Origin of the sequence: Synechococcus sp. A15-127 (genome assembly GCF_014280215.1) — a bacterium.
Classification (GTDB): Bacteria; Cyanobacteriota; Cyanobacteriia; order PCC-6307; family Cyanobiaceae; genus Parasynechococcus.
Genome location: NZ_CP047948.1, coordinates 2,460,923 through 2,478,405 on the forward strand (window position 1 = coordinate 2,460,923; position 17,483 = coordinate 2,478,405).

At 53.7% G+C, this 17,483-nt stretch carries 20 protein-coding genes; 9 read left to right on the plus strand and 11 right to left on the minus strand.

Annotation, left to right across the window (positions count from 1 at the left end; all coding sequences use genetic code 11):
- Nucleotides 1–37: 37 nt before the first annotated feature.
- Both yedP and SynA15127_RS13015 read right to left on the minus strand, forming a co-directional pair.
- Nucleotides 38–832 carry a mannosyl-3-phosphoglycerate phosphatase-related protein YedP gene (gene yedP, locus SynA15127_RS13010; protein WP_186484446.1) on the minus strand — a complete coding sequence of 265 codons (795 nt, stop codon included), beginning with the start codon at nucleotides 830–832 and terminating at the stop codon, nucleotides 38–40.
- Nucleotides 829–2,556, minus strand: coding sequence for a sugar phosphorylase (locus SynA15127_RS13015; RefSeq protein WP_186484447.1), 1,728 nt, complete (start codon nucleotides 2,554–2,556; stop codon nucleotides 829–831). Before SynA15127_RS13015 ends, yedP begins: the two co-directional genes overlap by 4 nt.
- A 69-nt stretch (nucleotides 2,557–2,625) precedes the next feature.
- Between SynA15127_RS13015 and SynA15127_RS13020 the strand changes: the two genes are divergently transcribed.
- The gene (locus SynA15127_RS13020; RefSeq protein ID WP_186485744.1) at nucleotides 2,626–3,903 is read left to right on the plus strand and encodes a glycosyl transferase; all 1,278 of its coding nucleotides are present in this window, start codon (nucleotides 2,626–2,628) and stop codon (nucleotides 3,901–3,903) included.
- 62 nt (nucleotides 3,904–3,965) lie between these two features.
- On the opposite strand, the gene SynA15127_RS13025 is transcribed toward SynA15127_RS13020, so the two are convergent.
- Nucleotides 3,966–4,148 carry a hypothetical protein gene (locus SynA15127_RS13025; RefSeq protein ID WP_043693740.1) on the minus strand — a complete coding sequence of 61 codons (183 nt, stop codon included), beginning with the start codon at nucleotides 4,146–4,148 and terminating at the stop codon, nucleotides 3,966–3,968.
- 336 nt (nucleotides 4,149–4,484) lie between these two features.
- Between SynA15127_RS13025 and SynA15127_RS13030 the strand changes: the two genes are divergently transcribed.
- From SynA15127_RS13030 to SynA15127_RS13050, 5 genes are all read left to right on the plus strand, one after another.
- Nucleotides 4,485–4,727 (plus strand): DUF1830 domain-containing protein, encoded by a 243-nt coding sequence (locus SynA15127_RS13030; RefSeq protein ID WP_186485745.1) that lies wholly within the window; start codon nucleotides 4,485–4,487, stop codon nucleotides 4,725–4,727.
- A 577-nt stretch (nucleotides 4,728–5,304) separates the two neighbouring features.
- Nucleotides 5,305–5,733 carry a hypothetical protein gene (locus SynA15127_RS13035; protein WP_186484448.1) on the plus strand — a complete coding sequence of 143 codons (429 nt, stop codon included), beginning with the start codon at nucleotides 5,305–5,307 and terminating at the stop codon, nucleotides 5,731–5,733.
- 95 nt (nucleotides 5,734–5,828) lie between these two features.
- Nucleotides 5,829–6,878, plus strand: a complete 1,050-nt coding sequence (locus SynA15127_RS13040) for a formamidase (protein ID WP_186484449.1) — start codon at nucleotides 5,829–5,831, stop codon at nucleotides 6,876–6,878.
- Nucleotides 6,879–7,089: 211 nt separating this feature from the next.
- Complete coding sequence (gene fmdA / locus SynA15127_RS13045; RefSeq protein ID WP_186485746.1) at nucleotides 7,090–8,295, plus strand: formamidase; 1,206 nt, start codon at nucleotides 7,090–7,092, stop codon at nucleotides 8,293–8,295.
- A gap of 39 nt (nucleotides 8,296–8,334) precedes the next feature.
- The gene (locus SynA15127_RS13050) at nucleotides 8,335–8,619 is read left to right on the plus strand and encodes an FmdB family zinc ribbon protein (protein WP_186484450.1); all 285 of its coding nucleotides are present in this window, start codon (nucleotides 8,335–8,337) and stop codon (nucleotides 8,617–8,619) included.
- A 68-nt stretch (nucleotides 8,620–8,687) separates the two neighbouring features.
- On the opposite strand, the gene urtE is transcribed toward SynA15127_RS13050, so the two are convergent.
- The 8 genes from urtE to ureE all read right to left on the minus strand — a co-directional run bounded on the left by urtE (nucleotide 8,688) and on the right by ureE (nucleotide 15,777).
- Complete coding sequence (urtE, locus tag SynA15127_RS13055; RefSeq protein WP_186484451.1) at nucleotides 8,688–9,434, minus strand: urea ABC transporter ATP-binding subunit UrtE; 747 nt, start codon at nucleotides 9,432–9,434, stop codon at nucleotides 8,688–8,690.
- 34 nt (nucleotides 9,435–9,468) lie between these two features.
- A complete protein-coding gene (gene urtD / locus SynA15127_RS13060; protein WP_186484452.1) occupies nucleotides 9,469–10,212 on the minus strand; it encodes an urea ABC transporter ATP-binding protein UrtD in 744 nt (247 codons plus the stop codon).
- A 50-nt stretch (nucleotides 10,213–10,262) separates the two neighbouring features.
- On the minus strand, nucleotides 10,263–11,384 hold the full coding sequence (gene urtC, locus SynA15127_RS13065; protein ID WP_186484453.1) for an urea ABC transporter permease subunit UrtC: 1,122 nt from the start codon (nucleotides 11,382–11,384) through the stop codon (nucleotides 10,263–10,265).
- Nucleotides 11,385–11,404: 20 nt separating this feature from the next.
- Nucleotides 11,405–12,562, minus strand: coding sequence for an urea ABC transporter permease subunit UrtB (gene urtB, locus SynA15127_RS13070; RefSeq protein ID WP_186484454.1), 1,158 nt, complete (start codon nucleotides 12,560–12,562; stop codon nucleotides 11,405–11,407).
- A 73-nt stretch (nucleotides 12,563–12,635) separates the two neighbouring features.
- Nucleotides 12,636–13,937, minus strand: coding sequence for an urea ABC transporter substrate-binding protein (urtA, locus tag SynA15127_RS13075; RefSeq protein WP_186484455.1), 1,302 nt, complete (start codon nucleotides 13,935–13,937; stop codon nucleotides 12,636–12,638).
- Between the two features lie 117 nt (nucleotides 13,938–14,054).
- Entirely contained in the window at nucleotides 14,055–14,657 is a 603-nt protein-coding gene (gene ureG / locus SynA15127_RS13080; RefSeq protein ID WP_186484456.1) for an urease accessory protein UreG, read from the minus strand.
- Nucleotides 14,657–15,328 (minus strand): urease accessory protein UreF, encoded by a 672-nt coding sequence (locus SynA15127_RS13085; RefSeq protein ID WP_186484457.1) that lies wholly within the window; start codon nucleotides 15,326–15,328, stop codon nucleotides 14,657–14,659. The genes ureG and SynA15127_RS13085 overlap by 1 nt, the downstream gene beginning before the upstream one ends.
- Entirely contained in the window at nucleotides 15,325–15,777 is a 453-nt protein-coding gene (gene ureE / locus SynA15127_RS13090) for an urease accessory protein UreE (RefSeq protein WP_255475511.1), read from the minus strand. Before ureE ends, SynA15127_RS13085 begins: the two co-directional genes overlap by 4 nt.
- Before the next feature lie 100 nt (nucleotides 15,778–15,877).
- On the opposite strand from ureE, the gene SynA15127_RS13095 reads away from it, so the two are divergent.
- From SynA15127_RS13095 to SynA15127_RS13105, 3 genes are read left to right on the plus strand one after another with little or no spacing between them, the layout of a single operon-like run.
- Nucleotides 15,878–16,831, plus strand: a complete 954-nt coding sequence (locus tag SynA15127_RS13095; RefSeq protein WP_186484459.1) for an urease accessory protein UreD — start codon at nucleotides 15,878–15,880, stop codon at nucleotides 16,829–16,831.
- A gap of 18 nt (nucleotides 16,832–16,849) precedes the next feature.
- A complete protein-coding gene (locus SynA15127_RS13100; protein WP_186484460.1) occupies nucleotides 16,850–17,152 on the plus strand; it encodes an urease subunit gamma in 303 nt (100 codons plus the stop codon).
- 10 nt (nucleotides 17,153–17,162) lie between these two features.
- A complete protein-coding gene (locus SynA15127_RS13105) occupies nucleotides 17,163–17,483 on the plus strand; it encodes an urease subunit beta (RefSeq protein ID WP_115094764.1) in 321 nt (106 codons plus the stop codon).

The window sequence follows — 17,483 nt, forward strand, 5'->3', positions numbered from 1 at the left end:
TATTACTAAATCGTGATAATATTGACACGATTTCGTGCTAATTCTCAGGAAGCAGGCGCCTGACCGATTCAGCCCAGCCAGCGCCATGAATATCCCGAGCCAGTTGAAAGCGACCGCTCGCCACGTTCACACTCAACTCCGGATGAGGACCTGCAGGGCCAGGAACAACAACGGCGAGATCAGCCACCTCCAGCAGAGGAAGATCATTGGGCGAATCCCCGAGGGCCAGCACCTTCACCCCGGGTGCACCGACACGTTGCCTGAGAACATTCAACGCCCTGCCTTTGCTGACGTCGGCTCCGAGGAGGTGACACATCCTGTTACCGCGAACAACTGCCAGACCGCGGACTGACGCCAGAGCCTCGAGGCGAGGCTGAATCTGCACGGGCGGGGGAACGAAAGGGACACTCCAACGACGGCGCTGGGCCTGCTGCAATCGCTCGCCGGAGAGTCCAAGCAGGCGGTCTCCCTGATCATCCGTCAGTTCATCGAGAGCTTGCAGCGGTTCACCGAGCTCCTTGGCCAGCTCAGACAACTGAGGCTTCAAAGCTGACCAACCGGGACCAAGAGCCTCCTCCCAGTCCTCACCTGTGTCGGATGAACCGTGGATGGCACCGCCGTTCTCAACGATGTAGGGATCGTTCAGCTGAGCCGCTGCCCGGAACTGACGCACCTCCTCCGCGGTCTTGCTGGTGCAGGGAATCACAGGAATTCCACGCTGCTGGAGCCATCTCAGGGCCGTTTCGGCCGGAGTCCAGTCGTAGGCATGGTCCAGCAGGGTGCCATCCAGATCCGTCACCACCCACCACCGGGAACTGAGGCGTTCTCTCATGACTGAATCAACCAGTGCACGGCATAGGGCTCCAACTGCAGCAGAGTGCTGAGCGCTTCAGTCGAGCCGTTGAGACAATCGACCCAGGGGCCTGTCAAAGGGTCGACGAATCCCCCCAGGGCCAGAGTCAGGCGGGAGGGAGTGAGGTTGTGAATCGCCAGCAGAACCTGACCATGGCGGGAACGGCGCAGAACCACAAGATCGGATCGACCCGTACTGAGCACCTCAAGGGCTGCGTCCGGGTGGAGCGCAGCCTGGGTCTTGCGAACATCCAGAGCCCGAGCAAGCATCGTCGTCACCGCCGTGGCATCACTGTCTGGATCCTGAAGACGACGCTCCAAAGCCTCCGCCTTGAACTGAGGTCGGTTGAGATCCCGACGGTGACCCGTGCGACGGAAGCGTCCGAGATCATTGGGCGCAGCCAGCAGGGCGGGAAGGTAGAAAGCCGGAACTCCCGGCAGGGCAACGATCAGCAGCTGAGTCATGAGAAATCGAGCCCGCTGGTGGTGGGCAGGATCGATTCCCCCATCCGCCATGGCGCTCCACCAACTGATGTTGATTTCATACGGCGCCTCTTCGCCGCTGGTCAGTCGGCGATGGCTGATCAAGCCACCCCTCTGTTCGCAGGCAATCAACAGCTGCAGCAGACGTCTCTCAAGCATCAGCCCCTCGAGGGCCCTCAGCCCAACCCCGTCATGACAGGCCGTGAAATTGAACAGACCCGTTGCTTCCGGAAGCTGAGGCCATCGGCTCAACCATCCATTCAGCAGATCTGCACGACCGCTGATCGCTGCTTCCAGCAACAGGGGTGGAAGGGGAAAGTTGTAGGCCAGATGAGCCTCCCGCCCACTGACCAGGTACGACAGGTTCTCCTGCTCCGGCACATTCGTCTCCGTCACCACCACGCCGTGTGAGCAGGCCGCATCCATGAGATGCCTCATCACCTCGACGATCCGGTGGGCCTGGGGCAGATGGATACAGCCGGTGCCTGGGGTCTTCCAAATGAAACCGACGGCATCGAGTCGCACCCAGCGCACCCCGTGGCGGACCATCCGTGCCAGCAATCGCGTGAACCCGAGCAGAACCTCCGGACTGCGCCAGTCCACATCGACCTGGTCAGGACCGAAGGTGGTCCAGACCTGACGCACTCCCGCGGGACCGCAGAGCTGGGTGAACAAGGAAGAACTGCGGGGCCGGACCACAGCGTCCCAGCAGGTGGAGGGAGAGGCTTCCAGAACACAGGAGCGACCCGGTTCGTCATCGCAGAGAAACTGTTGGACCCAGGGATGGGACGCCGAGATGTGATTCAGCACCAGATCAGCCATCAGGCGTCGCCCCCCGGCAAGCGCGGAGAGATCACCCCAGTCACCATGACGCGACTCAAGTTGGTCATGACTGGCCACTGCGAAACCGCCATCGCTGGTGGACTGCAGGAAAGGCAGCACGTGGATGACAGATGCGAAGGGGTTGAGGTGACGGTTCACCAGAAGCCGCAGGCTCTGAAGGCCAGGCTTCTCCTGCTCTGTCACCGTATCCGCATAGGTGATCAGAACGGCATCAGCCCCTGACCAGCGCTCATCGACGGCAATGCAATCGCCATCGTTTGCACTACCACGCAGAATCTGCAGCAATTGCGACGACAGCACCTCGGGATCAACGGAAGAATCGTCGAGGTAGAGGTCATGGAGCAGTGCCTGCAGCGTTTCGTCGCGCGGGAGCTGCATTCTGTTTCTCCTGAACACCGTTCAGGTATGGGCCAGGACCTCAGCCACCGTTGTCGCATTGAACACCGCATGGATTTTCAGCAAAGCCTGATCACCACGGTTCATGACTACAGCCTTGGCAATCTCGATTCCGTCGCGTTCAACCGAGAGCTGACGCAACGGCCCACAACGCTGCTGATTCCTTGCCTGATGGAGGAATTCAGCCGACCCGCCCTTGGCCTGATCCGCGACACCCTCTCCAACTTGAAAGGTCTGAACCGCCTTGTGATCGCCCTGGCGGCGCCGACGGCGGCGGATGTGGCGCATGCGGAAGCCTTTTTCTCCGGCATGCCCTTCCCGGTTCAGGTGCACTGGACCAATGGACCGGCGGTCAAGCAGCTCCTTGAATCGATGGGTGAGCTGGGACTGGATGTCACCGGACCTCCAGGCAAAGGTTGGGCGGTCTGGCAAGGACTTGGTGTCGCCTGTCAGGACGCTGAGGTGGTGGGTCTGTTCGATGCCGACATCCGCACCTTCGGTTCGGCTTACCCGGAACGCATGTTGCGTCCGCTGCTGGATCGTTCCCATGGAGTGGCTTATGTGAAAGCCTTCTACAGCAGGCTCTCGCTGGAAACGCAGGCGCTGCAGGGACGCGCAACAAGGCTGTTTGTCGGCCCACTGCTCGTGAGCCTGGAGCAGATCTTCGGCCCGCTTCCCTACCTGCGGTATCTGCAGTCCTTTCGTTATCCACTCGCAGGAGAATTTGCCTTCACAACCGATCTGGCCATGAACCTCCGCATCCCATCCGATTGGGGGCTGGAGGTCGGACTTCTGTCGGAGGTCTTTCGCCATGTGGCCCCGACCCGCATCGCTCAGGTGGACCTCGGCCTGTTTGATCACAAACACAAGGAACTGGGCAGCAAACCCAGCGAAGGGCTCCAGCGCATGGCTGGTGAGATCTTCGGCACCGTGCTGCGAGGATTGATGGAACACGAAGGATCCGTGATGACCATGGATCAAATACCAACCCTTGAGGTGCTTTATCGACGGGTCGGCGAAGATCGGGTCCGACAGTTCGGCATCGATTCAGCCATCAACCGTCTGCCGTACGACCGACACGGAGAGGAACTGGCCGTGCATCGTTTTGCTGAACTGCTGAGATGTGGATTGTCAGATCTCATGGCATCACCGATTGCCCACCAACTGCCGAGCTGGTCGCGACTGAAAAGCTGCAACCCATCTCTCCAAGCTGATTTGAGTGATGCCGGGCAAGCTGATCGAACCATGTCTGCGACGTCGACGCGAGCACAGACCCTGAGGCGACCCAATCACAAGCCCAGAACAACACCTACGGAATTGGTGGCGTAAAAAAAGCTACTGATATTAATTCGGAAGGCCTTTGTCCAGGCCTTCCCGTCAACATAGAACTGTCAGATCCCTTGCTGGTGCTGGCGAATCACCCAATTCGTCGCAGCTTTCTGCGAATACCATGCTTGCAACAGTTGCTTGGCAATTGTCTGCAACTGGGCAGGATCAGCTGTTTCATCAATGGCACGGTTGATGCGCTCCATTTCAAAGGATTGACTCATGGAGATGCTGATTGAGTTCTGCATCACAGCCTCTATGACAAGACAGAATCAGTTTCTCGGGGCGCCACAAAAACAAATGTTTCATTTGAGACGAAAAACTGCCACTGTGTGTTTTCTCTGATCTCAAACGAACAAGGCCTTGCTGCCATCCGGCACCACTGATCCCGCAGCACGCAAACAACCCTCAGGAACACAGGTGAAGCAACACCGGGAACGCTAAAAGTTACAGACGCTACAGAAAAATCGACTTTGGTATCAAGCCGTCTAAACCAAATCGGAAACAAGATCCAATCGGTGACCAATCCAACACTTGTTGAGGCGAAAAATCTTCAAGATGCCACTATTGAAGATGGCTCAACAATGGAATGCGTCTATCACAACGACACCGATCAAATGGTGATCGTGAAATGCGTCGGCCAGGATCAGTTCTATCGAGAAAAAGTTGTGTTGCCGACTGAATTGTTCTGGTTCGAAGCACCTGAAAATGCTCGCCTCGAAATCTGGAGGATGTCACTCCAAGGCCAGATGCTTCAGGTCAGAGCTGATGTCAAGGAATATGCAACGCAGGATGAACCAGCCGGAGAGACACTCGGGGCCTGCTGAGGCGCCACCCCCCGGCTTCGACCGAATCGTCAGCGGCCGATCAGATCAACCCCGAGCAACTCAGCAGTCATCCTTGAGCGAAGGAAGCCACCACGCCGCAGTGGCTTCACACGGGCTGATGCTGGTCCTGTTGCAACAGGAGGCTCAGACTGTTGGATCCCGTCCTGCGTCAGACGGAGAAGCTCAGCCGTTTTCTTGGACCGGATGATCTCGCCTCTTGTCGCCTTCCGTCCGGCCGGCCGGTAGAGCAGTTGAGACGTCTGGACTTTCTGACTTTGAGACTGAAGTTTGGACATGGCGTCCTCTCGTTGATGAACAGGCCCCCGTTCCATGACCTGCGAACCACTGCGCCCTGTATCAGGGTGAACGTTTGGTAGCGCTCGATACAGACAGAGTTTGGCAAGAATCCGCCCTCATGTGTCGTTCACGCCGAAACAAACTGGCAACCGGTAAAAAGTCTTCACAGAACGACGGACAAGCAGAGTGGGAGGCGTCACAAGAACGGCAGAGCACTGCCTCGAAGCACGTGAACGATTTTTTTGGACGAGGGGCAATGGCGTGCCTGATCGCGCTCTCCATGACAGCCATGCAGGGATGTGCCAATCAAGCCAAGGAAACGCCAAGTCACGAAGCGGCGCTTGGCGACACACTCGTGGTGGTAGGAGATGCCGAGATTCGCCTGACCCAAACCTTCAAACCAGGCCAACCGAATGGTCTCTTCGATGGAGGCATCAGCGTCACAACCAACGGGAACGTGACGCTACAGGCAGAAGTGAATGCGGTCTGCAGCATGCCTGATCTGCCGAACTGGCCTCAGTACGACAACATTTATGGTCGCCGGTTGTCGGAGGGTGAAACTCCGGGTGTCGAAGGAGGAAAGACAGATTGGCAACTGCTGCTCTACTTCGATGGAGAAACCAAGGAGAAAGGCCGCGAGCCAGCACCTGCATGGGCCCCGCGTCTAGCTCAGAACCTTTGCCGGAAAGGCGACTTCCAAGACAAATGAGCCACTGACGGCATCAACATGGCGCAACAGTTGTGGTTGATACAGCCCCACCCAGCCTCTGAACAGACGATAGGAATGGTTCTCATTCTTACCAAATGGCCAGCACCGGCAGCGTCAGCTCATGGGAAGAATCATTGCTAGTCGCAATGATTCAATACCCCGTGCCTGTCATCAAGGGTCCAGCAGATATCCAGACACAAGTCGATCAGATTTGCAAAGCCGTAGCCTCAACCAAAGCTGGGTATCCGGAAGCAGATCTGATTGTGATGCCTGAGTACTCCACTCAAGGCTTAAACACAGCGATTTGGACCTACGACGAGATGCTACTACGCATCGACTCCCCGGAAATCGATCGCTTCAAGCAGGCATGTAAGGAAAATGATGTTTGGGGTGTTTTCTCCCTGATGGAGCAGAACGACGATCCCAGCCTGCCTCCGTTCAATTCGGCCATCATCATCAACTCAGATGGCGAAATTGCTCTTCATTACAGAAAACTGCAGCCATGGGTGCCGATTGAGCCATGGTCTCCAGGTAACTATGGAATGCCGGTCTGCGACGGGCCCAAGGGGTCCAAGCTTGCAGTCTGCATCTGCCATGACGGCATGTTCCCAGAACTCGCTCGGGAGGCTGCTTACAAAGGCGCCAATGTTTATATCCGCATTTCAGGTTACTCAACCCAAGTCAATGATCAATGGATCTGGACCAACCGGACCAACGCTTGGCAAAATCTGATGTACACCATTTCTGTGAATCTGGCAGGCTATGATGGCGTCTTCTACTACTTTGGCGAAGGAACAGTTTGCAATTATGATGGCAACGTAATCCAGCAGGGTCATAGAAACCCATGGGAAATTGTCACAGCCGAACTCTTCCCTCGGCTTGTTGACAAGGCAAGAGAAAACTGGGCTCTCGAAAATAACATCTTCAACCTTGGATGTCGGGCTTATGTCGGAAAACCAGGAGGAGAGAAAGAGAATTACCTCACCTGGGTCAAGGACCTTGCCAATGGAGAGTACAAACTCCCTTGGGACGAAAAAGTTCGCATCCGCGATGGCTGGAAGTACTACCCCGATGGGGTCAAGTTAGGACCCATGCCACAGAACGGCGTCGCAGAACCGGTCCCCGCAGCTGCAGCCATGAACTGACATAGATTCAGTCGCACCTTTGCTCTTTCTTAAGAGCAAAGGTGCAGTACTGTTAACAAATGATGGAAGTATCATATTTCAAATCCTCAAAAAGTATCACTTAAAACATATTTTTTATTTCAAAACATCGCAATTTTTCTTTGCGTATAAAGGGCCACATTTTGGCCCTTTTCGTTTGCCTTCAATGTGGGATGTCGGCTTTTCATCCGCAATGCCTGAAACCCTTTTCAAAGTTGATCTCACCAAACCAATGGATCAACAAGAAATGCCTGGACATAACCGCTGGCATCCCGATATTCCCGCAGTCGCATCAGTCAACCCAGGCGATATCTTTCGCATTGAGTGCAAAGATTGGACTGATGGTCAGATTAAAGATGATGACAACCCGAAAGATATCGAAGATGTCAACCTTGAAGTTGTTCACGTCTTAAGTGGACCCATCTGGGTGAATGGTGCCCAACCAGGAGACATCCTGGTTGTTGATATCCTCGAGGTCGGAGCACTTCAGGGTGATGAATGGGGCTTCACCGGCATCTTTGCCAAAGAAAATGGTGGAGGATTTTTAACCGATCATTTTCCAAAAGCAGCGAAAGCAATCTGGGACTTGGAAGGGATTTACACCTCCTCTCGTCACATCCCAGGAGTTCGCTTCGCTGGCATCACCCACCCAGGCCTGATTGGTTGTGCTCCATCCATGGAGCTGCTTCAGGAATGGAACCGCAGAGAAACCGAGCTGGTTCAGACCGCTCCAGACCGCAGAACCTATGGGGCTGGACTCTCAGGAACGGAACCTGTTCTGGCAGCTCTGCCTAATCCGAACAGTGCCATTCTCGGGAAGGTTGCCTCTGGGGATTTCGAAAGGATTGCCAACGAAGCAGCTCGCACTGTTCCTCCTCGCGAACATGGAGGAAACTGCGACATCAAAAACCTGACGAAAGGGACACGCATCTATTTTCCTGTCTACGTGGAGGGTGCAAAGCTCTCCATGGGTGACATTCACTTTTCTCAAGGAGATGGTGAAATATCATTCTGTGGCGCCATCGAGATGTCTGGATATCTGGATCTTCATGTTGAGCTGATCAAAGGCGGAATGGCTAAATATGGGATGGTCAATCCTATGTTTAAGACAAGCCCTGTTGAACCTCATTACTCTGATTATCTAGTTTTCGAAGGGATTTCAGTGGATGAATTCGAAGGCAAGCAATACTATATGGATGTACATATCGCTTATCGCAGAGCCTGCCTCAACGCAATTGAATACCTGAAAAAGTTTGGCTACACAGGTGAACAGGCTTACCTTTTGCTGAGCTGCGCACCAGTCGAGGGACGAATCAGTGGAATCGTCGATATTCCAAACGCATGCTGCACTCTCGCCATACCAACGTCGATTTTCGACAAGGACATTCTTCCATGTTAAACACTATCTACTTATTCATTATTCACTAATACCAGCAACATGCCTGTCTACGAATATTCCTGCAAATCAGGTGAATGTGACACCTATGAGGTATGGCGATCTATTGATCAACGTGCCATACAAACAGAATGTCCTACCTGTGGCAGTGAAGGGAAGAGGGTTTTCAACCCACCCATGACATTATCCTCTTCAATTCGATTGAAAGTAGAAGCAAAGGAACCAAAACTTATCAGTAAGAAAAACTCAATCCACGCACCTGAGGCCACCAAAACTCGACTACGCACAAACGATTCACGTCCTTGGATGTTGAATCGAGGTTGCTGAAAAGAATCAGCCAACAAAAAAAGGGGGGATGTGATCATAATGATCACATCCCCCCTTTTTTGCACTCATTAAACTGTCAGGAATTCTCCAATTACTTGATCAGACAATTGAGACGTCGGGCCACTCGAAACAATACCACCGCGTTGCATTGCATAATAAAAACTAGACTGCTTAACAAAATGAAGATGCTGCTCAACAAGAAGAACACTGATGCCTGTTTCATCAATGATGCGCCTGACAGCACGTTCGATATCAAGAATAATCGAAGGCTGAATCCCTTCAGTCGGCTCGTCTAACAAAAGAAGTTTTGGCTTACCAAGCAGTGCACGTGCAATGGCAAGTTGTTGCTGCTGACCTCCACTGAGATCACCGCCACGACGATTCAAAAACTGCTCCAAGATAGGAAACAAATCAAAAACAATCGGGTCAATATGCCGATTTCGACCCATCCCACCTGGTAGTGATTCCATCCCAATCAAAAGATTCTCGCGAACCGTGATTCGAGGAATGATATCTCGACCTTGAGAAACATAACCAATTCCTCCTCTGGCACGTTTATAAGGAGGTTGATTTGTCAACATTTTTCCATCATATTCAATCGAACCAGATCGTTGCTCGAGAAGACCAATGATCGTCTTCAGAAAGGTTGTCTTCCCCACTCCATTACGACCGATCAAACAAATCATTTCCCCCTCAGGGATATGCAGGTCAACATTTCTAAGAATGTGACTCTCACCGTAATACACATTCAAGCCGCTAGCTCGAAGAATAGTTTTTGTGGAGCTGGGATGAGCTGTGGTTGTAGTTTGTACCATGGTTCTTCAGAGATTGACAAATTAAATAATGACGTTATTCGGATTGACCGAGATAAACCTCAATCACTTTTGGATCAGACTTGACGTCGTCGAGTGAACCTTCCGTCAACAACTGCCCTTGATGCAACACAGTGACTGGTGCGGCAAGATCACGAATAAACTCCATATCATGCTCAATTACCACCACGGTATGTTCACCTGCAAGGGATTTAATCAGTTCAGCTGTTTTGTTCGTCTCTTCATCGGTCAAACCTGCAACTGGCTCATCCAGAAGAATGATATCTGGAGATTGAGCAACAAGCATTGAGATCGCAAGCCATTGCTTTTGACCATGAGACAAGGAACCGGCCAAAACCTTGGCATAAGGAGCAAGGCCCACATAATCCATCAAGCGATAGACCTCATCTTTAGCCGTATTATTCAGCTTTTCAAACATCAGGCTGAATGGCATCTTGCTCGGTGAAGCAGCCAACTCAAGATTTCTGGAGACCGAAAGATTTTCAAACACGCGAGGTGTCTGAAACTTTCGACCAACACCTAATCTTGAAATCTTCTGTTCCGACAAACCAATAATGCTGGAGCCTCGCAGGGAGACTGAGCCTTTGGTTGGCTTAACCTTTCCAGTGATGACATCTAGAAAAGTTGTTTTACCAGCGCCATTGGGACCAATGATTGACCGTAGTTCACCATGCTCCAGAGAGATGGAGAGATCAGTCAATGCGAAGAAACCATCAAAATCAACGCTGACATCATTCAATTCAAGAATTGGTGTTGACATAGCTTAAACAGTGTTGGTTGACATGAAAGCAAAGGTTGAACAAGGAAAGACTATTGAGATTGAGTCGTATAACCCTCATCCATTTCCAGCTTTGGATACGTTGAAGACTTCTTTGCAATTCCAAAGGCTGCCATCATCGATGCAAATCCGCCATTCTTAAACCATCCATAAATGCCATCAGGCATTAACACAACCACAAAGATGAACAAACCACCCTGCACAAACAACCAGGCTTCAGGCAGCGCTTCACTGACCAGACTGCGCAGATAATTCACTAAAACAGCACCGATAATCGGTCCGATCAATGTTCCACGACCACCAACAGCAACCCAAATCACCATTTCAATGGACATTGAAATGGCCATAAATTGAGGTGAAACGATACCTGACTGAACTGTATAGAGTGCCCCAGAGATACCAGCCAAGGCGCCAGCAACAAGAAAGACAATGACTTTGAATGGAACTGGATTAAACCCACTGAAACGCAACCGCGCCTCATCGTCTCTGATACCGATCAAAGCATCACCGAAACGTCCACTGGTCAGAAACTTACAAAGAAGATAGGCAAACGGCAGAATTATGAGAGTGATTCGATAAAACATGAGTTGAGCATCGTCTGAGCCCACAATCATTCCGAATATCTCAGTGGTGCTGGTTTTAAGACCATTTGTTCCATTGACCAGCTTCTGCTGACCATTGAAAAAATGGTAAAAAACCATCAAGGATGCTTGGGTGATAATGGAGAAATAAACACCCTTGATTCGGTTTCTAAAAATCAGATATCCAACAAGACCTGCAACCAGAGCAGGAATCAACCAAATAGCGATCAGTGTCCAAGGGAACGACCAGAATGGTTGCCAGAAAAATGGAAGGTTATCAACACCGTAATTCTCGAAGAACTTAGGCAGACCATTGGCTCCCGTGGTGAAATCATTGTTGGTCACCAAGAGAAGATGCATAGCTATGGCATAACCACCCAGGGCAAAAAAGATACCTTGACCCAGGCTGAGAAGTCCGGTATATCCCCAGATAAGATCAATGCCTAAAGCAACGATAGCTAGAGAAAAATACCTGCCAAAAAGATTGAGGCGGAACTGTGAAAGAATCGTCGGTAGAACAAAGAATGCGAAAGCTAGAAGAAGCCAGGGAAGCAGCTTTTTGAAAATTTTCATGGAAAATGAAAATGAAAAGATCAGGATTCGACAGATCGGCCCTTCTGAGGGAACATCCCAGTTGGCTTAAATTGAAGGAACGAAATGATAAAGATAAAGATCAACACATAGGACATGCTCGTTGTTGCGAAGAACTCAATGACTGCAGCAGGAGCAGCTGGTATATCTGGGAAAGCAATCAGAATGGCGCCAGATCCAATGATGGATTGAATGATTCCAAGCATCATCGAAGCAATCACAGTGCCGACAAGATTTCCCACCCCTCCCAGAACAATGACCATGAAGCAGGAAACGATATAGGCAGCACCGAGATTGGGACCCACGGAGCCAAGCAAGGTAATCGCACTCCCAGCCACACCAGCCAGGCCAGACCCAATGCCAAAGGTGATGCTATCGACGCTGTCAGTGGGAATACCGAGGCAATTGCTCATCTGACGATTTTGAGTCACCGCACGGATGCGTAATCCCCAGACACTCTTTGTAAGAAACCATGCCACAAAGCCAAGCAGAAGAGCAGAGAGGATAATGATGAAGATTCGAATACCCGGCAACTCAATCCCCGCAATCGAACCCCAGCTTCCTTGCAACCATTTCGGGGCCGTCACATCAATATTTCGAGGCCCAAACCAAGCTTTAGAAAGTGGCTTAGAAGCTGACATCGCAGTGATTGAAACGAAACCAATCACTGATGCCACAACCCAGACGAGTCCTGAAAGATAGGGATAGAACGAAGCGCTCTTGAGTTTTGTAGGTGAGAAGCGTTTAAAGCAATAACCAAGGATGATGGCAACTAATATCCCTACAACCATACTTGTTGAAACACTACGGATGAATTGAATCAGAACGAGGCTGACACCCCACGTAGCGAGCAATGTTTCAAGAGGTCGCCCATATAGCTGTCGTATTAATGTTCTTTCCAAAAGAACTCCAACGAGGCCAGTGATGATGAAGGCAAAAAAGAGCGCAAAAAGATAATAAAATTGAAAAATGCCTTCGCCGAGTGGCTTGAACATATTTTGTGTGACAAAAGTCACATACGCTCCAACCATCATCAACTCGCCATGAGCGAGATTAATCACTCCCATCAAACCAAAAACGATGGCCAAGCCCGTCGCTGCGAGAAGCAGAACTGACCCGATGCTGAGCCCATCAAGGAGCTGTGAAAAAATTAATTCCATCAGTACATGGGGTAAAAAAAAGGGGCCACAAATTTATTGTGGCCCACTATTCAAACGAGTTCAGACGTAACGATCACATCTTGAACTTTCCGGCGTCAGGACGATCAAGCGTCCAGTCGCACTTGTAGCCTTTAGTCTCAGGAACGTACTGGTTCCAGGTGATGGGAGGAACGGGGGTCTTGCTATCCCAGAGAATCTCGAACTGGCCGCTCTCCTTGGCTTCACCAATCCGCACAGTCTGCGAGATGTGGTGGTTGGGATACATCTCAATCGGACCCTGAGGAGCATCAAGCTTGATGCCGATCAGTGCGTTCCGCACTGCATCTAGATCCTCATACGTGCCAGCCTTCTCAACAGCAGCCTTCCAGAGGTAGACCATGTTGTAAGCCGACTCCATCGGATCGTTCGTCACACGCTCATCACCGTATTCGGCAAGGAATGCTGCGTTGAAGGTGTCGGAAGCTGGGGTCCCGAGGGACATGAAGTAGTTCCAGGCTGCATAGGTGCCGCCCACATACTCAGGTCCGATCTGACGGATCTCCTCCTCAGCGATGGAGAAGGACATGATCGGGTACTTGTCAGGAGTGATTCCTGCTGCCTTGAACTGCTTGAACAGGGCAACGTTGGAATCGCCATTCAGAGTGTTGATGATGATTCCACCATCAGGGAACTCTTTCTTGATCTTGGCGATGATGGGCGCCACCTCAGTGTTGCCGAGAGGGATGTAGTCCTCACCGACCGTCTCACCACCCAGGCTCTTGACCTGCTCTTTGATGATGGTGTTAGCAGTTCTGGGATAAACGTAGTCAGAACCAACCAGGTAGACCTTCTTGCCATACTTGTCGGCGAACTGCTCAAACAGCCAGTCAACTGCAGGCTCAGCTTGCTGGTTGGGAACAGCGCCGGTGTAGAAGATGTTCTTGGAGCACTCCTGGCCTTCGTACTGAATCGGGTAGAAGAGGAAATGGTCCTTGGCTTCATAAACCGGAAGCATTGCTTTCCGGCTAGCCGATGTCCAGCCGCCGAACACAACGGCAACCTTGTCGGCGTCGATCAGCTTCTGAGACTTCTCTGCGAAGGTGGGCCAATCCGAGGCACCATCTTCAGAGGTGTAAGTGATCTTGTAGCTCTTGCCGTCGACCTTGACACCGCCGGCTTCATTGATTTCCTTGATCGCCATCTCCTCGACTTCTTTCAGAGTCGTTTCGGAGATCGCCATCGTTCCGCTCAGGGAATGAAGGATGCCGACCTTGATTTCACCATCAAAGTCGCCACTAGCGGAATCATCGCTGCCACCGCCACAGGCGGTCATCGTGACTCCCACTGTCGTGGCCGCGAATGCAGCAAGCAGACGCTTCGTAAACGTTGAATTCATAAAGAAAGACACACGGTGGATGAGACCGCCATGAGGGCGACCATGGGACCGTATGAACCGACTTCGACCCGCTTTGTATCGACAACAACATTTTGGGAATTGCCGCGATTCGTTGACTTAATTCGGTAGCTGTTGCAACACAAACGCCTCCACGCTCTCGAGGCCTTCTCCAGTTTGAAGGTTTGTGAAACACCAGGGGCGATCACCACGCATCCGCTTGGTGTCATGCTCCATGACCAAGAGATCTGCACCCACCATTGATGCCAGATCGATTTTGTTGATCACCAAGAGGTCCGAACGGGTGATACCAGGTCCTCCTTTCCGTGGAATTTTGTCTCCAGCAGCCACATCGATGACATAGATGCAGAGATCGACCAGTTCCGGACTGAAACTGGCGGCGAGGTTGTCACCACCGCTTTCCACCAGTACAAGATCAAGACCTGGAAACTGAGCCTCAAGCTCCGCCACTGCAGCCCGGTTGATCGAGCAGTCCTCTCGGATCGCCGTATGCGGGCAACCGCCGGTCTCAACGCCTCGGATCCGTTCAGGCTCCAGAGCACCAACCCGCGTCAGGAACTGGGCATCCTCCTGGGTGTAGATGTCGTTGGTGACGACAGCGAGCTGAAGCTGATCACGCAGGCGGCGGCACAACGCTTCCACCAGCGCTGTCTTTCCTGAGCCAACCGGACCGGCGACTCCTAAACGCAGCTTGCTGCTCATCAGCTTCGAAACAGGCGTGAATAGAGCTCAGCATGGGCGAGCTGCGCCTGCCCGACACCGACACCGCCACTCCACAACGTCTGAGGATCATGATCAAGCAGCTGCTCAGCCTGATCGGCGATCAAGGGAAGCGCTCTTTGCTGCAGCACCTGGGCCCGGGACGGACCCAACGGCAACAGCCTGACCGCTGCACTGAGCTGATTGGCTACCCAGCTGTAGAGGTAACCCTGCACCATTTCTCTATCTGACAGCTTCAAAGCCCTCGCGGCCCAGGCCCATGACGCCGGCCAGGCCAGAGATAAAGGAGCCGGCAGGGAATGGCCCATCTCTGCCAACAACAGAAGCAAGGACTGACCCATCTGACGATGCTGCGCGCGCAGCTCAGCGGCATCACGCGTCGCCAGGAGCCAGCCGTCCAGATTCAACAGTCGCTGGCGCGCCGCAGCATCCCCACGCAGAACCCAGGCCGAGCAGTCATCGGCGAGAGTCACCAGCGACGCTGCCTCCAGCCGCAGGGAGCCCCTGGTCAGCTCTGCCTCCAGCCAGCCCTCGAGAGCCCTTTCGTCCGCCAGCATGCCGGCCTGAATCTGCACTTCCAGGCCCTCGGAATAACTGAATCCTCCGACCGGTAAAGCCGGACTCACCAGCTGAAGCAGGGCAAGCGATGTCATCCGTGCTGATGCACTCCATAAGCACCCGCCTCCGGCGCGAACGACCGGACGCACCGACTCAGCTTGAGACCTCGGCTCTCCAGCAGATCGGCGAGGACGGCATCATCCAGCAAGAACAGCTCCTGCTGATAAAGCTCGAGGGCAACATGGCGATTGCCCAGGTGATAAGCGGCCTGCATCAACTCCAGTGGAGTCGCGGCCTGCACCCGGAGCAACGCCTCGGGTGCCGCTGTCACCTCCACCCGCGTGATTCCATCAGCATCACAGAGTTGATCTCCTGGCTGGAGCGATTGGTCCCGCGGCAACTGCAGCAGCACCTCCCGGCCGCAGACCGTGCGGCGACGACCTCGCAGCACCGTTCTTTCATCAGCCGTCAGAGGTAATCGCAGATCTGGCTTCAAGGAATTGGGAGCGAGGCGCTGCTCCAGCACAAGCACCGATTCCGTCACCCATCCCATCCCGATTGATTGGGAGCCTGCCCAGCAGCAGCGGATGGCTTGGTATGGATTGCTACAGAGAAGTCGAGAGCAGCCATGGAGCGTGGCAACCATGCAACGACTCGAGCCCTGGCACGGCCACTGCAGGCTGCAGTTCACAACCAATGACGGCGGCAGAACCCGTCACCAGGGTGGCTGCCGTGCTCCGTTCAAACTTCTGCGGGCGGAGGCGGGGGACGACGGCCGCTGCGAACTACCCCTTCTTCACACCGCCGGTGGCCTGGTGGGCGGCGATCAGCTCAGCATCGACTTGAACCTGAAAGCTGAAAGCCGCAGCCTGATCACCAGCGTGGCTGCTCAGAAGGTCTATGGCTCTGTCGGCCGCAGCCGCCTGAATCCCGATGGAGCCTGGTCCAGGCAGGACGTGACCTGCACCCTGGATGACAATAGCGATCTGGAATGGCTGCCTCAGGAAATGGTGCTGTATGCCGATGCACTGTTTCAGCAAACGTTGAGGGTATGCCTGCCGGAGAACGCCTCATTTCTCAGTGCGGAGATCGTGCGGCTGGGGCGGACCGCCGCGGAGGAACGGCTGAATCAGGGATGCTGGCGCTCATGCCTTGAGATTCAGCGCCATGGAGCCGATTCACCGCGATGGGAGCTGGTGGATCGGCTGGAGCTCAGTGGATCGAGCCTGACGGACTGCCACGGACTGGCCGGTGCACCGGTGTTCGGGTCCCTGGTGTGGGCGGCACCCAAGCCTCTCAGTCCCGAAGCGATCTCCATGCTGCTGAAGGATGCGCGGGACGACCGGCATGGCCTGATCGGCACGATGCGCTGCAGCACGCTGGATCAAGGGCTTGTTGCCCGCTACATCGGTCCTTCGAGCCGGGATGCCCGCTTCTGGTTCAGCCGCATCTGGGCTCGGACACGGACATTGCGGGGTCTCGCCCTTCCCCGCATCCCGCGGGTCTGGCCTTTACAAGAACAGCCCTTGCAGGAACAGCCGTTGCAGAGCTTGATGTTCAAGGAGAACACTGCTGAGGCCATTGCGGAGACACACTGACCATGACCGAGTCTTCCCATGCATCTCAGTCCTCAGGAAAAGGACAAGCTCCTGATCGTGACCGCGGCCCTGCTGGCTGAGCGACGGCTCAACCGCGGCCTCAAGCTCAATCACCCTGAGGCGACGGCCTGGCTGAGCTTTCTGGTTCTGGAAGGCGCCCGTGACGGCAAAAGCGTTGCGGAACTGATGCAGGAGGGCACCACCTGGTTGAGCCGTGATCAGGTGATGGAAGGTGTCGCGGAGCTGGTGCATGAAGTGCAGATCGAGGCGGTCTTCCCCGATGGCACGAAGCTCGTCACCCTGCACGACCCCATTCGCTGAGGCAGAACCCATGGCACCTCTCATTCCCGGCGAACTGCTTCCCGAACCGGGTGAACTCGAGCTGAATGCGGGACGACCCGTCACCACGGTGAGCGTCTCCAACAGTGGCGATCGACCGGTGCAAGTGGGCTCCCACTTCCACTTCGCTGAAGCCAACGCCGCCCTGCAGTTCGACCGGGCCGCAGCCCGCGGTCATCGTCTCGACATCCCCGCCGGCACCGCCATCCGCTTTGAACCTGGCGACAGTCGCGACGTGAACCTCATTCCCTTTGCCGGTGCCCGACGCGTCATCGGCTTCAACGGCCAGATCAACGGATCCCTCGACGCCTGA

Excerpts from the sequence above, each read along its gene's own strand:
- yedP (WP_186484446.1), bottom strand. The coding sequence starts at position 832 with ATGAGAGAACGCCTCAGTTCCCGGTGGTGGGTGGTGACGGATCTGGAT.
- SynA15127_RS13015 (WP_186484447.1), bottom strand. The coding sequence starts at position 2,556 with ATGCAGCTCCCGCGCGACGAAACGCTGCAGGCACTGCTCCATGACCTC.
- SynA15127_RS13020 (WP_186485744.1), top strand. The coding sequence starts at position 2,626 with ATGGATTTTCAGCAAAGCCTGATCACCACGGTTCATGACTACAGCCTT.
- SynA15127_RS13025 (WP_043693740.1), bottom strand. The coding sequence starts at position 4,148 with ATGCAGAACTCAATCAGCATCTCCATGAGTCAATCCTTTGAAATGGAG.
- SynA15127_RS13030 (WP_186485745.1), top strand. The coding sequence starts at position 4,485 with ATGGAATGCGTCTATCACAACGACACCGATCAAATGGTGATCGTGAAA.
- SynA15127_RS13035 (WP_186484448.1), top strand. The coding sequence starts at position 5,305 with ATGACAGCCATGCAGGGATGTGCCAATCAAGCCAAGGAAACGCCAAGT.
- SynA15127_RS13040 (WP_186484449.1), top strand. The coding sequence starts at position 5,829 with ATGGCCAGCACCGGCAGCGTCAGCTCATGGGAAGAATCATTGCTAGTC.
- fmdA (WP_186485746.1), top strand. The coding sequence starts at position 7,090 with ATGCCTGAAACCCTTTTCAAAGTTGATCTCACCAAACCAATGGATCAA.
- SynA15127_RS13050 (WP_186484450.1), top strand. The coding sequence starts at position 8,335 with ATGCCTGTCTACGAATATTCCTGCAAATCAGGTGAATGTGACACCTAT.
- urtE (WP_186484451.1), bottom strand. The coding sequence starts at position 9,434 with ATGGTACAAACTACAACCACAGCTCATCCCAGCTCCACAAAAACTATT.
- urtD (WP_186484452.1), bottom strand. The coding sequence starts at position 10,212 with ATGTCAACACCAATTCTTGAATTGAATGATGTCAGCGTTGATTTTGAT.
- urtC (WP_186484453.1), bottom strand. The coding sequence starts at position 11,384 with ATGAAAATTTTCAAAAAGCTGCTTCCCTGGCTTCTTCTAGCTTTCGCA.
- urtB (WP_186484454.1), bottom strand. The coding sequence starts at position 12,562 with ATGGAATTAATTTTTTCACAGCTCCTTGATGGGCTCAGCATCGGGTCA.
- urtA (WP_186484455.1), bottom strand. The coding sequence starts at position 13,937 with ATGAATTCAACGTTTACGAAGCGTCTGCTTGCTGCATTCGCGGCCACG.
- ureG (WP_186484456.1), bottom strand. The coding sequence starts at position 14,657 with ATGAGCAGCAAGCTGCGTTTAGGAGTCGCCGGTCCGGTTGGCTCAGGA.
- SynA15127_RS13085 (WP_186484457.1), bottom strand. The coding sequence starts at position 15,328 with ATGACATCGCTTGCCCTGCTTCAGCTGGTGAGTCCGGCTTTACCGGTC.
- SynA15127_RS13095 (WP_186484459.1), top strand. The coding sequence starts at position 15,878 with ATGCAACGACTCGAGCCCTGGCACGGCCACTGCAGGCTGCAGTTCACA.
- SynA15127_RS13100 (WP_186484460.1), top strand. The coding sequence starts at position 16,850 with ATGCATCTCAGTCCTCAGGAAAAGGACAAGCTCCTGATCGTGACCGCG.
- SynA15127_RS13105 (WP_115094764.1), top strand. The coding sequence starts at position 17,163 with ATGGCACCTCTCATTCCCGGCGAACTGCTTCCCGAACCGGGTGAACTC.